The 13,561-nt window shown below is 62.4% G+C and carries 19 protein-coding genes and 2 tRNA genes; 13 read left to right on the top strand and 8 right to left on the bottom strand.

The annotated features are described in order from the left end of the window. Nucleotides 1–72 precede the first annotated feature (72 nt). Both NKH30_RS04145 and NKH30_RS04140 read left to right on the top strand, forming a co-directional pair. A complete protein-coding gene (locus tag NKH30_RS04145; RefSeq protein WP_352472633.1) occupies nt 73–597 on the top strand; it encodes a DUF4142 domain-containing protein in 525 nt (174 codons plus the stop codon). 11 nt (nt 598–608) lie between these two features. Beyond that, entirely contained in the window at nt 609–923 is a 315-nt protein-coding gene (locus NKH30_RS04140) for a cupredoxin domain-containing protein (RefSeq protein WP_352994313.1), read from the top strand. Between the two features lie 107 nt (nt 924–1,030). On the opposite strand, the gene NKH30_RS04135 is transcribed toward NKH30_RS04140, so the two are convergent. The 3 genes from NKH30_RS04135 to NKH30_RS04125 all read right to left on the bottom strand — a co-directional run bounded on the left by NKH30_RS04135 (nt 1,031) and on the right by NKH30_RS04125 (nt 2,743). Further along, entirely contained in the window at nt 1,031–2,251 is a 1,221-nt protein-coding gene (locus NKH30_RS04135) for an anion transporter (RefSeq protein WP_352994310.1), read from the bottom strand. A gap of 59 nt (nt 2,252–2,310) precedes the next feature. Continuing rightward, nucleotides 2,311–2,387: transfer RNA gene (locus NKH30_RS04130), tRNA-Arg, on the bottom strand. Between the two features lie 50 nt (nt 2,388–2,437). Next, nucleotides 2,438–2,743 carry an ETC complex I subunit gene (locus NKH30_RS04125; protein ID WP_023677641.1) on the bottom strand — a complete coding sequence of 102 codons (306 nt, stop codon included), beginning with the start codon at nt 2,741–2,743 and terminating at the stop codon, nt 2,438–2,440. 160 nt (nt 2,744–2,903) lie between these two features. Here NKH30_RS04125 and NKH30_RS04120 point away from each other — a divergent pair. Then, a tRNA-Pro gene (locus NKH30_RS04120) sits at nt 2,904–2,980 on the top strand. Nucleotides 2,981–3,104: 124 nt separating this feature from the next. On the opposite strand, the gene NKH30_RS04115 is transcribed toward NKH30_RS04120, so the two are convergent. After that, entirely contained in the window at nt 3,105–3,932 is an 828-nt protein-coding gene (locus NKH30_RS04115) for an alpha/beta fold hydrolase (protein WP_352994307.1), read from the bottom strand. Between the two features lie 130 nt (nt 3,933–4,062). Between NKH30_RS04115 and NKH30_RS04110 the strand changes: the two genes are divergently transcribed. Then, nucleotides 4,063–5,064 (top strand): GlxA family transcriptional regulator, encoded by a 1,002-nt coding sequence (locus tag NKH30_RS04110; protein ID WP_352994304.1) that lies wholly within the window; start codon nt 4,063–4,065, stop codon nt 5,062–5,064. Between the two features lie 199 nt (nt 5,065–5,263). Here NKH30_RS04110 and NKH30_RS04105 read toward each other — a convergent pair whose 3' ends face one another. The 4 genes from NKH30_RS04105 to NKH30_RS04090 are packed head-to-tail and all read right to left on the bottom strand — an operon-like array spanning nt 5,264 to nt 8,042. Further along, nucleotides 5,264–5,599, bottom strand: a complete 336-nt coding sequence (locus NKH30_RS04105) for a hypothetical protein (protein ID WP_352994301.1) — start codon at nt 5,597–5,599, stop codon at nt 5,264–5,266. A 10-nt stretch (nt 5,600–5,609) separates the two neighbouring features. Then, complete coding sequence (gene hdaA, locus NKH30_RS04100) at nt 5,610–6,311, bottom strand: DnaA regulatory inactivator HdaA (RefSeq protein ID WP_352472673.1); 702 nt, start codon at nt 6,309–6,311, stop codon at nt 5,610–5,612. Between the two features lie 5 nt (nt 6,312–6,316). Next, nucleotides 6,317–7,513, bottom strand: coding sequence for an AI-2E family transporter (locus NKH30_RS04095; RefSeq protein WP_352994298.1), 1,197 nt, complete (start codon nt 7,511–7,513; stop codon nt 6,317–6,319). After that, complete coding sequence (locus NKH30_RS04090; RefSeq protein WP_352469229.1) at nt 7,485–8,042, bottom strand: CDP-alcohol phosphatidyltransferase family protein; 558 nt, start codon at nt 8,040–8,042, stop codon at nt 7,485–7,487. The genes NKH30_RS04095 and NKH30_RS04090 overlap by 29 nt, the downstream gene beginning before the upstream one ends. 201 nt (nt 8,043–8,243) lie before the next feature. Here NKH30_RS04090 and NKH30_RS04085 point away from each other — a divergent pair, with 201 nt between their 5' ends. The 9 genes from NKH30_RS04085 (at nt 8,244) to NKH30_RS04045 (ending at nt 13,552) form a co-directional block, all read left to right on the top strand. Then, nucleotides 8,244–8,888 (top strand): glutathione S-transferase family protein, encoded by a 645-nt coding sequence (locus NKH30_RS04085; protein ID WP_352541636.1) that lies wholly within the window; start codon nt 8,244–8,246, stop codon nt 8,886–8,888. A 12-nt stretch (nt 8,889–8,900) separates the two neighbouring features. Continuing rightward, nucleotides 8,901–9,665 carry an Imm52 family immunity protein gene (locus NKH30_RS04080; RefSeq protein ID WP_352771189.1) on the top strand — a complete coding sequence of 255 codons (765 nt, stop codon included), beginning with the start codon at nt 8,901–8,903 and terminating at the stop codon, nt 9,663–9,665. Between the two features lie 87 nt (nt 9,666–9,752). Further along, entirely contained in the window at nt 9,753–10,166 is a 414-nt protein-coding gene (locus NKH30_RS04075) for a hypothetical protein (RefSeq protein ID WP_352994295.1), read from the top strand. Nucleotides 10,167–10,277: 111 nt separating this feature from the next. Then, a complete protein-coding gene (purM, locus tag NKH30_RS04070) occupies nt 10,278–11,342 on the top strand; it encodes a phosphoribosylformylglycinamidine cyclo-ligase (RefSeq protein WP_352472623.1) in 1,065 nt (354 codons plus the stop codon). Beyond that, a complete protein-coding gene (gene purN, locus NKH30_RS04065; RefSeq protein WP_352501881.1) occupies nt 11,339–12,043 on the top strand; it encodes a phosphoribosylglycinamide formyltransferase in 705 nt (234 codons plus the stop codon). The genes purM and purN overlap by 4 nt, the downstream gene beginning before the upstream one ends. Before the next feature lie 59 nt (nt 12,044–12,102). Further along, nucleotides 12,103–12,390 carry a type II toxin-antitoxin system ParD family antitoxin gene (locus tag NKH30_RS04060; RefSeq protein ID WP_352457662.1) on the top strand — a complete coding sequence of 96 codons (288 nt, stop codon included), beginning with the start codon at nt 12,103–12,105 and terminating at the stop codon, nt 12,388–12,390. Beyond that, nucleotides 12,383–12,676 carry a type II toxin-antitoxin system RelE/ParE family toxin gene (locus NKH30_RS04055; protein WP_352994292.1) on the top strand — a complete coding sequence of 98 codons (294 nt, stop codon included), beginning with the start codon at nt 12,383–12,385 and terminating at the stop codon, nt 12,674–12,676. The genes NKH30_RS04060 and NKH30_RS04055 overlap by 8 nt, the downstream gene beginning before the upstream one ends. Nucleotides 12,677–12,694: 18 nt before the next feature. After that, on the top strand, nt 12,695–13,027 hold the full coding sequence (locus NKH30_RS04050) for a hypothetical protein (RefSeq protein WP_352920967.1): 333 nt from the start codon (nt 12,695–12,697) through the stop codon (nt 13,025–13,027). A 9-nt stretch (nt 13,028–13,036) separates the two neighbouring features. Then, complete coding sequence (locus tag NKH30_RS04045; protein ID WP_352994289.1) at nt 13,037–13,552, top strand: SixA phosphatase family protein; 516 nt, start codon at nt 13,037–13,039, stop codon at nt 13,550–13,552. Nucleotides 13,553–13,561: the final 9 nt, after the last annotated feature.

Genomic DNA, 13,561 nt, shown 5'->3' with positions numbered 1-13,561 from the left:
CGACCTGCATCCAATGAGCATCACTGAAAACGAAGCCCGATGCAGTTCCGCGTCGGGGCGAAGGAGAGCATCATGTTTATTCGATCGACCACGGCACTGGCCGCATTTTTCCTGCTTAGCGCAGCGCCCTTGTCGCAAGCTGCCGACAAACCGACCGATCCGCAGATCGCACATATCGCCTACACAGCAGGCGTGCTTGACGTCGAGGCGGCCAAGCAGGCGCTGAAGAAATCGAAGAACAAGGAGGTCGTGGATTTCGCCAAGGACATGGTGCGAGATCACGAGGCGGTCAACAAACAGGCTCTCGACCTGGTCAAGAAGCTCAAGGTCACGCCTGAGGACAATCCGACCAGCAAGGCGCTGACCAAGGCGGCGGCCGAGGAACGAGCCAAGCTTGCCAAGCTCAAGGGCGCGGCGTTCGACAAGGCCTATGTCGCCAACGAGGTGGCCTACCACAAGCAGGTCAATAGCGCGCTCGAAACTCTGCTGATCCCGTCGGCCAGCAATGCCGAGCTGAAGAGCCTGCTGGAAACCGGTCTGAAAATATTCCAGGGCCACGAACAGCACGCCGAACACGTCGCCGGCATGCTGAAGTGAGGATCGAGCCAATGGCGTCGGGGCGGCATCTGTGGGTTGCGCTGGCATTGGCCATGGGTGCCCAGCCGGCCAAGGCCGACACCATCGAGGTGACGATCGAGAAGCTTGTGTTTTCGCCGGCAAAGATCGAGGCGAAGGTCGGCGACACGATCAGGTGGGTAAACAAGGACGTGTTCGCCCACACGGCAACCGTCAACGGCGCCTGGGAAGTGATGATCCCGCCGAAGAAGGCGGCGAGCCTGACGCTGAAGAAGGCGGAATCGGTCGATTATTTCTGCCGCTTCCATCCCAACATGAAAGGCCATCTGACGGTGACATCGCCCTGACTGGCTGATGCATGTCGCGCAAAAGTGTGCAGCGGTTTTGCGATAACGACATGCATAAAAAAGAGCCTGAAGCGCGCCGCACGAGGCCGGTCTAGTGCGACGCGCTTTTAGGCTGCCAGCCATGCCGTCCCTACAAGCAGCGTGACCAGCGTCAACGGTAGGCCGACCTTGAAGAAGGCGATGAAGCCCAGCGGTTTGCCGGAGATTCGCGCGTGCTCGGCAACGATCAGATTGGCGACCGAGCCGAGCAGCGTGAAATTGCCGGCCAGCGTCGAGCTCATGGCGACGACCAGCCAGGCCCGCTCGGGGTTTTCCAGTCCGGGCACGAACGGCTTCAGCGCCAGCACGGCCGGGACATTGCTCATGATGTTGGACAGCACCGCGGTGAAGCCGGACAGCCGCCAGACATCATTCAGTCCGAGGTCCTTTGCCGAGGCGACGATGTCGGGCGTCAGCAGCGTCTTCTCCGCCCCGGCGACGACGATGAACAGCCCGGCGAACATGAACAGCAGCGGCCCATCGATCTCGCGATAGATGCGCTCAGGTTTGATGGCGCGGGTCAAAAGAAGAATGGCGCCGCCGATCAGCGCTGCCTTGGCGACTGGAACGCCGGCGAAGAAGGCGATCGCCAAACCGACACAGACGACCACCGCCTTCACCACCTGCCCCGGCAGCATGCGGCCGCGATAGACCTCGGGGCTGAGCTCGGCCTTGCGCGAAAATTCGGCGCGGTAGACGATGCGGATGATGACGATGACGGCGACGAGGCCGAACGCCGCGACCGGCGCCAGCGCCGCCGAGAAGGCCGGATAGGAAATCCCCGACAGCGCGCCGATGACCATGTTCTGCGGATTGCCGGTGATGGTCGCGACGCTGCCGCAATTCGAGGCCGTGGCGGTGGCGATCAGATAGGGAACCGGGTTGCGGTTGATGACGCGGGTGACATGGACGACGATCGGCGCCATGACCAGGCAGATGGCGTCGTTGACCAGGAACGCCGACAGGACGCCGGTCAACAGCGTCACCATCACCAGCAGCATGAACGGCGCATGCGCATGCTCGATGGCGAACCCGCCGAGCGCGCGAAAGGCGCCCGACACTTTCAGATGCGCCACGACGATCATCATGCCGAGCAGAAGCGTGATGGTGTCGAAGCTGATGGCGCGGTAGGCGTCCTCCATGTCGAGCGCGCCGATGGCGATCATCGCCGCACCGCCGAGCAGCGCGATGCCTGCCCGGTCGAGGCGCAGCCCGGGTATCCTGCCGATTGCGACGCCGGCATAGGTCAGGACAAGGATCAGCAATGCCACCGCGCCCATCGCTGTCATGTGTTGGAAATCCTGTGCGACTGGCGAGTAAACCTGTCCGGAATGGACACTGAAAATATTGGCGATCCCGACAGGATTCGAACCTGTGACCATCGGCTTAGAAGGCCGGTGCTCTATCCAGCTGAGCTACGGGACCGCTGGCCGGCCGCATGACCGGCGAATTGTGCCGGGAGGGCCGGTATGGGATCAATGCGTCCAGGGCGTCCTGCGGTCATAGCGGAAATTCTCCGCATAGGAAATCTGGCGGCGCTTGATTTCCTTCGGCTCCTCGACGCGGAAAGCCAGCCCTTCCTTCTCGGCATAGGCGACCGCCTCTTCTCTTGTGTCGAAGGTCAGCCTGATCTGGCTTCGCATGTCGCCGGACGTGGTGTAGCCCATCAGCGGATCGATCTTCTTGCGCTGCTCCGGATCGAATTCCAGCACCCAATAGCCGGTCTTGGCCTTGCCGGACTGCATCGCGGTTTTGGCTGGGCTGAAAATGCGGGCTGACATGACCACCTCATTGCTGGTTGCAAGCACACGACCCCGAGACCACATTACTGTTCTCTGGCCATGCACTAGCCCGTCATTACTGCGCAATGCCGCCGGCAGCAAGGCCGATGGCTTTTTACGCTTGCTTTGGCGGGCTGAAATCACTAGGCAACAGACCGTTCGGAGTGTAGCGCAGCCTGGTAGCGCATCTGGTTTGGGACCAGAGGGTCGGGAGTTCGAATCTCTCCACTCCGACCATTCATCAAGCAAATCTCGTCGGCAGCGCAAGCGGATCACGCTCGAGCGTGTCTGCCGTCGCCGGTCATGCTTAAGCGACGGACGGACAGCACGAGCCCGCGCTGCCCGTCCGATATGCAAGCCGTCAGCCCTGGATGAAGGCCAGCAGATCCGGATTGATGATCTCCGGATGGGTGGTGCACATGCCGTGCGGCAGGCCCTTGTAGACCTTGAGCGTGCCGTGCTTCACCAGCTTGGCCGCAAGCAGCGCGGAGTCGGCGATAGGCACGATCTGGTCGTCGTCGCCGTGCATGATCAGGACGGGCACGTCGATCTGCTTGAGGTCGTCGGTGAAGTCGGTCTCGGAAAAGGCCTTGATGCAGTCGTAATGGGCCTTGGCCCCACCCATCATGCCTTGGCGCCACCAATTGTCGATAGCGCCTGGCGAGACCTTGGCGCCGTCGCGGTTGAAACCGTAAAACGGGCCGGCCGGCACATCCCTGTAGAACTGGGCGCGGTTAGCGGCCAGAGCGGCGCGAAAGCCGTCGAAGACCTCGATCGGCAAGCCGCCGGGGTTGCTGTCGGTCTTGACCATAATCGGCGGCACGGCGCCGATCAGCACCGCCTTGGCAACACGGCCGCCGCCGCCATAAAGCGCGACGTAACGCGCTACCTCGCCGCCACCGGTCGAGTGGCCGATGTGGATCGCATCCCTGAGATCGAGATGCGCCGCCAGCGCCGCAACATCGGCGGCGTAGGTGTCCATCTCGTTGCCGGTCGCGGTCTGCGACGAGCGGCCGTGGCCGCGGCGGTCATGGGCGATGACGCGGTAGCCCTTTTCGAGGAAGAACAGCATCTGGTTGTCCCAATCGTCGCCGCTCAGCGGCCAGCCGTGATGGAACACGATCGGCTGGCCCTTGCCCCAATCCTTGTAGAAAATCTCGGTGCCGTCATGAGTGGTGAATGTGCTCATCGTCTTACTCCTTGATGGAAAAATCGGGGGGTAACAGGGAAGCTTTTAGCCCCTTCAGCTGGACAAATTATAACAGTGCGGCCAGGGTGAGCATTGGCAAAACGGACGTTCAACGTGGCAAAACTGACAAATGACGGCTGCGCGTGATCTGATCGAAATCGGCCTTGTCCTGTATCCCGGCGTGCAGGAAGCGGCCGTGCTCGGCCTGACTGATCTTTTCATGCTGGCAAACCGGCTGGCTGTCGAGCGGTCGCCCGAGGCGGCGAGGCTTCGCGTCAGTCATTGGCAATTGGACGACGCGGGCCACACCGTAGTCCGCACCTTCGACAGCGACCCCGGCGCCGACAATGAACCAGCCATGGTTATCCTCCCGCCGACCTTGGGAGATCCGATCGCTCGGGAAGCAGCCGCGCCCTATGCCGGCTGGCTCAGGGACCGTCATGCGGCAGGCGCGACGCTCGGTTCGGTCTGTGCCGGCGCTTTCGTGCTTGCCGAGACCGGCCTGTTGTCCGGCCGTGCGGCGACGACGCACTGGGCTTATCGCGACGCGCTGGCGCTACGCTTTCCAGACATCCTGCTCGACGCCGACAGGCTGGTCATTGACGATGGCGACGTCATCACCGCAGGCGGCTACATGGCCTGGACCGACCTCGGCCTGAAGCTGGTGGACCGGGTGCTCGGGTCAGCCGTGATGATGGACACGGCGCGTTTCATGCTGGTCGATCCGCCGGGCCGCGAGCAACGTTTTTACAGCCCGTTCGCGCCGCGGCTGACCCACGGCGACGAAGCGATTCTCAAGGTGCAGCACTGGCTGCAGGCAAACGGCGCCCGCGACGTGACGCTCGGCGCCATGGCCGGGCATGCCGGATTGGAGGAGCGGACTTTCCTGCGCAGGTTCCGCAGCGCCACCGGCCTCAAGCCGACCGAATATTGTCAGCACCTGCGCGTCGGCAAGGCGCGCGAGCTGCTGGAAACCACGATGCGGTCGATCGACCAGATCGCCTGGGAGGTCGGCTATGACGATCCCGGCTCCTTCCGCAAAGTATTCGCTAGGATAACCGGCCTGGTGCCTGGCGATTACCGCCGGCGCTTTGGCGTGGAACGAGCGGCGGTTGCAGGCGGAGAGAGCTGAGGCCAGCCGCGCAATGGCGCTATCGATTCGATGCTGCCAAAGGCAAGCTCGCCGGGAAGAGAACCCCAACCACCCATCTCCCGGCGAGCCTACTACCTGATTTGATACGCAATCAGGACCGGGATTAGCCGGCAAGCTGTCAGGTGCAAGACAGATGCCAGGTTTGTTTCCCGAAATGAGACACCGGCCGAGGTAAGAACTAGGTGTATGCACCTTCCCCGGCCCAGCCAAAAACCATTGGCCGTAGTTCTTCAAGGGCGGCCTGCAGCATTTCGGGAGACGCGTGGCGTTCCTCTCTGGCACCCCATTTTGTAGCGCTTTTAGGATCCAGCACCGACGCCACAATGGTTACGTTGCCGTTGACGTCAGGCAAATCGAGCCACAACTGAGCACGACGATTGCCATTCTTGTCGTAAACCCAGATAGAACGGACATCGTCGTCGCGATATTTAGTGGCGACCCGTATTCCGTGCCGATTTGCCCACGACATCAGTAACGGATCAATGATGTCGTATGCACTGAACTCAGACGTCATTTTGTATCCTCTAAATCTCGAACTCGCCCTGCCCTTCGTCCATGGCGCTGACGGTCTCGGCGGCGAGCGCGCGGGTGATCGGCGTCTTGCGCTCGAGCGCGGTGCGGTCGAGCCGTTCGACCACCCGCATGGCAGTGGCCAGCGAGCGCTCGATGCGGCGCACCAGATATTGCACGACATGCGGCTCGACCTCGACCTGGCGGTCGGCGAACAGCTTTGTGATGACGCCGGCCAGCAGAAGATCGTCGGGTTCGTGGATCTCGACGGTCGCCGCCGCCTTCAGCCGCGACGCCAGATCGGGCAGCCTGACGCCCCAGGCGGACGGGAAGCGCCGCGCCGTCAACAGCAAGCTCGAGCCGGCGCCGCGCACCGCGTTGATCAGGTGGAAGAGGCCGTGCTCATCGATCGGGCCGGCATCGACATCGTCGATCAGGGCCGGATGCGCGCCGAGATTTTCGATGCAGTCGCCGATGCGGCCGGCCTCCACTTTCACCGCGTCGGCGCGGGTCCGCCAGATCGAGGCCAGATGGGTTTTTCCCGAGCCGGCCGGCCCGGCCAGCACGACGACCGGCGACGGCCAGTCCGGCCAGCGGTCAACAAGCGCCGCCGCCTGGCTGTTGGTGCTGGAGACGACGAGCTCGTCGCGCGAATAGCCTGTGCCGTGGCCTAGATCGAGCGGCAATTGACGCGGCGGATCGATCTTGTCCGGCATCTGGCTCAACCGCGCGCGCCCCCGCGGCGCCGCACCTGCAGCGGCGGCACCGGCTCGTCGGCATGGCCCTTGTAGAGCGGCGATTCGAGATAGCGGGCGATGGCGAAACGCACCAGAACGGCAACGGCGGCGGAAGCCGGCACGGCGATCAGCAGGCCGACGAAGCCGAACAGCGCGCCGAAGGCAAACAGCGCAAACATCAGCCATACCGGATGCAGACCAACGCTTTTGCCGACCAGCCTGGGCTGCAGGATGTTGCCCTCGATGAACTGGCCGACGAAGAACACCCCGGCCACCGCTGCGACCATGGTCCAGTCTGGCCAGAACTGGACGAAGGCGACGCCGACGGCCAGCACCAGGCCGGTCAGCGAGCCGACATAGGGGATGAAGGAGATCAGCCCGGCGAACAGACCGATGAGGATGCCGAAATTCAGGCCCGTCAGCGTCAGGCCGGTGGCATACATGGCGCCGAGCACCAGGCACAGCGTGCCCTGGCCGCGCACGAAGCCGGCGGTCGCGGTGTTGATGTCCCTGGCGATCGTCCTGACGGTCTTGACGTAATCGCGCGGCACCCAGCTGTCGACGATTGCCACCATGCGATCCCAGTCGAGCAGCATGTAGAAGGCGACGACCGGCGTCACCACGAAAAGACTGACGACCGAGACCAGCGCCACGCCGGAGCTCCAGATCGAGGTGAAGACGGTGGTCAGGAGGCCGAAGCCGGAGGTCAGCAGCGAGTTCAAGCCTTCACGCAGGCCATTGGCGTCGACGCCGAATTTCTCTTCCAGCCATTTCGGGTCGAAGCTGGTGATCAGGCTCTGCAGCCGGGTCAGATAGTCCGGCAGCTTGCTGGCGAAATCAGCCATCTGCGAGGCGAGCACCGGAACCAGGATGACGAAGGCCAGTACCAGGACGACGATAAAGGCGATGAGGATGACCACCGTCGCCATCAGCCTGGACAGGCCAAGCCGCTCCAGCCGGTCGGCGACAGGGTCGAGGAAATAGGCGAGCACCATGCCGGCGACGAACGGCAGAAGGATGCCGCTGAAGACATAGAGGAAGACGGCGAGGATGATGGCGCTGACCAGCCAGAAGCGGATCTGGCGGCGAAACGACGCCGATGCCGCAGCTTCCGCTGCCGCAGCCTCAGCTTCAGCGTCGATGGACCGTTCGTCAGGTGCCGGGTGTGGAGCCTTCGCCATAGCCGCTCATATGCCTCAGCCAAGCCACGAGATAGGCCGCGGCCGAAGCCACGGTCAAGACCCCGGACAGCAATATGAGGGCCGGCCTCAGCGGATCGAGACGGATATCGAAGGCGAGTTCGCCCAACACCACTGCCGCCAGCACGATCTGGATCGCGGTGTTGGCCTTCGACACCAGGAGCGGCTTCATCTCGACCGGATGCGCCATGACGGTGGATAAAAGCACGGCGCAGACGATCAGTGCGTCGCGCGACACCATGGTAACGACCAGCCACAGCGGCAGTTCGCCGCTGAAGCCCAGGACCACGAAAACCGAGACCAGCAGCAGCTTGTCGGCCATCGGATCGAGATAGGCGCCGAGCCTGGAAAACTGATTGAAATGGCGGGCGATGAAGCCGTCGACGCCGTCGGAAATGCCGGCAATGAGGAAGCCCGCAAAGGCCCAGTCCCAGCGGTCCTGCAGCATGGCCAGCACCACCGCCGGCACCAGCACGAAGCGCATGATCGTGATCATGTTGGGGATGGTCAAACGCATATCCCGTCGCTCTTGTTTGCCGATACATGATGGAGATGGAGGGTTACGGCAAGTGAGAAGCGACACAGAAGCTGCCAATCTCCCCACGAGGGCGCCAGCAATGAAATAGGTCAAGACAGATGTCGATTTCGGGGAGGCTCATTCGTCTCACGATAGGAAGCCAAGGAAATTTGCCCAGGCAAGGAAACGGACGCGATGACAATCACTATCACAGCATTTGAACGATCGCCCGATGGCGGCAAGGGACTGGCGCGTGATACGCGCGTTCGCTGGGCGCTCGAAGAAGTGGGGCAGCCGTATGAGGTTCGTCTTGTTTCCTTCGCAGAGATGAAGGCGCCTGAACATCTGGCGATCCATCCCTTCGGCCAGATCCCCACCTATGAGGAAGGTTCTCTCTCGCTGTTCGAGACCGGCTCGATCGTCTTTCATCTTGCTGAGCAGCATGCGGGATTGCTGCCGAAGGATCGCAATGCCCGCGCGCGTGCGATCACGTGGATGTTTGCCGCACTTAACACCGTCGAACCACCGATCCTCGAATTAACGACGGCAAGAATATTCGAACGTGACAAGCCTTGGAGCGAGGAGCGCTTGCCGTTGGTAAAGGACCGTGTTCGCGCTCGGCTGGACAAACTCTCGGCTCACTTGGGTGTCGCCGACTGGCTCGATGATGCGTTCAGCGCGGGCGATTTGTTGATGGTGTCGGTGCTGCTGCGACTAAGAATGTCAGGCATTTTGGACGAATATCAAAACTTGGCTGCCTATGTAGCGCGCGGGGAAGCACGGCCGGCCTATATCCGGGCTTTCGCCGCGCAATTTGCGATCAACGCAGAGGGGGCGTGAAGATTAGCCAGCATTGAACTAACCAAATGGAAGCGAGCCCGAAGCGCGCGCGCTCTCCTTTGGCGACGCCAGTCAAGAAAGCTGGTACGTCTCCCGTATTCGAGGGGACGCCATGTCGATCAACATCTATGTCTACTGGGGGCGAGGAGAAAGGACGCCGAAGAGCTGGTCCCGCAGCTGCAGGCGCATTTCCGGGCCTTGGACGAAGCCGACGACAGGTTCGCGAGGTGGGCCCCGCGCGGCAGATCGCTCAAAAAAGCAATCGCCTCCAAGCCGGTCAACACCTCGTCGTGCGAGGTTCTCCATCGCTGGCTGTTAAAGGGCCGGAACAAGACGGACATGCCTCCGAGACAGCCCGTTCCTGAACTGGGATACAATGTGTCGCTGTGGAACCAGCGCCAGGCAAATATAGAGGCGTCCACATCAGTCCATTGCAGTTCCTGGTCCAAATATCTGTCGGAAGACAGCCAGAACAATGCTTCGCTGGAGTTTAGCTACATAGCTGGAGCCGAACCGGTGAATACAAAGGTTTTGCTCGGCCTATTTCTCAAGTTCATTGATATCTGGGAACCCAGTTGGGGTTCGATCTGGCGGCACGTTCATGAGGGACATCCAGCCGGGGCGCGTTGGAACCCAAGACATGTTCAATATGCCTTCTTCCAGTCACCGGGAGGACGCGGGCACGATGAACGATTTATGGGACAGCAGCAGACCCTCCCCAAGGGCGGTCGCCTCTGGACGGACGAAACGGCGGTGCCTTTCCTGGAAGAGACGTAAGTGCCCGGTATTCCGCTGCCGTCCTTGCAAGACGCTGTTGCCCATGCGAAGAGCCCGTGAAGCGACAGCCTATTTCCCCACTGCTGAATGACGATGGCGCAGAGAATCACAATCGCTTGGCGAGTAACGCTTTGTTATCTGGCCGGACTGACAGAAAGTCTTTTGGTCTTCGCATTTTTGGGAGCCCCGCACCGCAAGGTGGCGACGCAAGATCTCCTGTGGGCCTTCGCTCTTGAGCTGGCCGTGGGCGTGGTCGTCTCTTGGCCCCTCTGGCTGACCGCCGCTGTCGTCGCGTTCGTTTTCTCAAGATCAGTCGTTGCAAATCCAGGTCTGTGGGCTGCCGCGGCGGCGTTGATCGCCGCCGGCTTCTCGTATGGGACCCTGCCCTTCGACGGTGAGATCAGGTCTCTTGCCACCGTCGGAGGCCTCGCCGCAATTCTGGCAGGGATTTCTTTTTATTGTTGGAGTGTATCGCGCCCGGTTCCCGCGGCATCCAACTGAAAACACCATTAATCGCGCGCTTGCCTTGCGGGGCAAAACCGTTCATGCGAAGAGCCCGCACGCGAGTGAAAACAGCGACAGGCAAGCGCAACAGATGAGCAGGCGCCGGAAATGAGCAAGCGCAAGAACGGGCTCACCTATGCCGAAGCGGGCGTCGACATCGACGCCGGCAATCTCATGGTCGAGAAGATCAAGCCGCTGGTGCGCGCCACCCGCCGGCCGGGCGCCGATGGCGAGATCGGCGGCTTCGGCGGTTTGTTCGACCTCAAGGCCGCCGGCTTCACCGATCCCGTGCTGGTGGCCGCCAACGACGGCGTCGGCACCAAGCTGAAGATCGCCATCGATGCCGGCAAGCACGATACGATCGGCATCGACCTCGTCGCCATGTGCGTCAACGACATCGTCGTGCAAGGCGCCGAGCCGCTGTTCTTCCTCGACTATTTCGCCACCGGCAAGCTCGATCCCGACCAGGGTGCCTCGATTGTCGGCGGCATTGCCGCCGGCTGCCGGCAGGCCGGTTGCGCGCTGATCGGCGGCGAGACGGCGGAGATGCCCGGCATGTATCACGACAAGGATTATGACCTTGCCGGCTTTGCCGTCGGTGCCGCCGAACGCGGCCAGTTGCTGCCGACCGACGACATCGTCGAGGGCGACGTGCTGCTCGGCCTTGCCTCGTCGGGCCTGCATTCGAACGGCTTTTCGCTGGTCCGTCGCATCGTCGCCGTAAGCGGCCTTGGCTGGGGCGATCCGGCGCCGTTCAATGACGAGGCGACGCTGGCCGAGGCGCTGCTCGAACCTACCCGCATCTACGTCAAGTCGATCCTCAAGGCGATCCGCAACACCCACGGCATCAAGGCGCTGGCCCATATCACCGGCGGCGGCTTTCCCGAAAACATCCCGCGCGTTCTGCCCAAGGATTTTTCGGCCGAGCTCGATCTCGGCGCCATCGAGGTGCCGCCGGTGTTCTCATGGCTGGCCAAGACCGGCGGCGTCGCGCCGGAAGAGATGATGCGGACCTTCAATTGCGGCATCGGCATGATCCTGGTCGTCGCCTCCGGCCAGGCGGCGCAGGTCGCTGCCGTTCTGCAGGAGGCCGGCGAGACGGTGACGCCGATCGGCCAGATCGTGCCGCGCCGCGATGCCGGCGTCATCTATCGGGGCTCGATTGGCCTATGAGGAAACGGACGGTCGTACTGATCTCGGGGCGCGGCTCCAACATGACGGCGCTGGTTGCGGCGGCGAGCAACCCGGCCTATCCGGCCGAGATCGTCGGCGTCATCTCCGACCGCGCCAATGCCGCCGGCCTTGGCATCGCCGCGGCGCGCGGCATCGCCACCAGAGTGATTTCGCGCTCCGACCATGCCAGCAAGCAAGCGCATGACGAGGCGATCGATGCGGCCCTCTTGTCGTTCGGCGCCGAGATCGTCGCGCTGGCCGGCTACATGCGCATCCTCGGCGCGCGCTTCGTGGAGAAGTGGCAGGGCCGCATGATCAATATCCACCCTGCCCTGCTGCCTGCCTTCAAGGGGCTGGATACGCATGCGCGGGCCCTCCGCGCAGGCATGCGCATCCATGGCTGCACGGTGCATTTCGTCACGCTCGACATGGATGACGGGCCGATCATCGCCCAGGCCGCCGTGCCGGTGATGGTCGGCGACAATGAGGACACGCTGGCCGCGCGCGTGCTCAAGGCCGAGCACCAGCTCTATCCGCTGGCGCTGGGGCTGGTCGCCGAAGGCAAGGCGCGAATGGAAGGCGGCCGCACGGTGTTTTCGCGCTTCGCCGACGATGCCGACAACGCCACGTCGGTGGTGATCGCGCCCGACCCGCTGCGCGAAGAGACCGATCTCGAGCACCTGGCGCGGATAACGCCGTAAGAGTCAGTTCTTGAATTTGGTAGCAAATTTTGCTACCGTTTTCGTGAGGAGACGGCTTGATGGCGACAGTCGAAAAAGTCAGCGTAGCGCTTTCCCCGGAACTGCTGGACATGGTCAAAGGCGCGGTGGCCAGCGGGCAGTACGGTTCGGCAAGTGAAGTGATCCGCGAGGCACTGCGAGAATGGCGGCTTCGCCAGCCCTTGCGCGAGGCCGAAGCGGAGCGGTTGCGGAAAGCCTGGACGGAAGGGCTGGAGAGCGGTCCGTTTGCGCCGTTCGACATCGAGGACATAAAACAGAAAGCCCGCAGCCGGTTGGGCAACACCAGCAAAAACCGGCGGAATGGCTGACATCCGCATTGTCCGCAGCCCGGCGGCAGAAGACGACCTGATCGATATTTGGTTTGGCATTGCAAGGGACAACCCGCTTGCCGCGGACCGCTTTTTGGATGCTATTGCCGTGCGCATCGTGCAATTGGGCACATTCCCGGAATCCGGTCCCAAGAGGCCCGACATCGCTGCCGAGGTGCGGGCGTTGACGATCGGCAACTATCTCGTGCTTTATCGCCTGGCCGAACAGCGCGTCGAGATCGTCCGCGCCGTACACGGCGCCCGCGACGCTTCGGCACTGTTTTGATAGATTGCGGACAAGCAAATGGACGTTTTCGACAGCGCGATCCGGACAAAGCGTGATCTGGCCGGCGTCTTCGAGTACGACGCGGCGGACGATCCGAAAAGTGCCACGGCATATTTCTATCTTTGTCGAACCGAGGACGGGCGGGCCGATTCTGTCATCGATGCAATTCACGTTCGATCGGGCGATTGGGCCATCACTGAAGCAGACATTTTGGTCAGATGGGATAAAGATGAACGGCATGTAGGCCTGTTCATCTTTGGTGCGCTTTGGGCGAGTTTTGATACCGCCATGGGCACAAAACATGGCGGCGGCTATGGGAAAGACTTTCAGCCCGACATCCCTTGGACTTGAGTTGAATCCATGAAGCAACTGCTGCTCCTGCGTCACGCGAAGTCGAGTTGGGACGATCCCGACCTCATCGACTTCGACCGGCCGCTGTCCGCGCGCGGGCTGAAGGCAGCACCACTGGTCGGGCGCGAACTGGCCCGGCGCGGCTGGGTGCCGGAGCTGGCGCTGGTGTCGCCGGCGCTGCGCACCCGCGACACGTGGCGGCTGGTCTCGGCGGAATTGCCGGCTAAGGTGCAGGCCAAATTTTCCCAGGCGCTCTACGAGGCAGCGGCGGCGGACATCCTCGCCAAGGTGCGGCAAGTAAAGGCGGGGACTGGAACGCTGCTGGTGCTTGGTCACAATCCCGGGCTGGAGGAGTTCGCGCGCGGGGTTGCCGGGGCTGGATCGGACCAAGCGGCGCTGAAGAAGCTGGCGGAAAAATACCCCACCGCGGGCCTGGCTCGGTTCGACGTCGACGGCGATTGGACCGGTCTCACCTTCGGCAGCGCCCGACTGACGCACTGCATTTGGCCGAAGGATCTTCGCTAGCGACTGCCT

Origin of the sequence: Mesorhizobium sp. M1273, from assembly GCF_040318195.1 — a bacterium.
Classification (GTDB): Bacteria; Pseudomonadota; Alphaproteobacteria; order Rhizobiales; family Rhizobiaceae; genus Mesorhizobium.
This window is presented reverse-complemented; position numbering and strand designations above follow the sequence as displayed.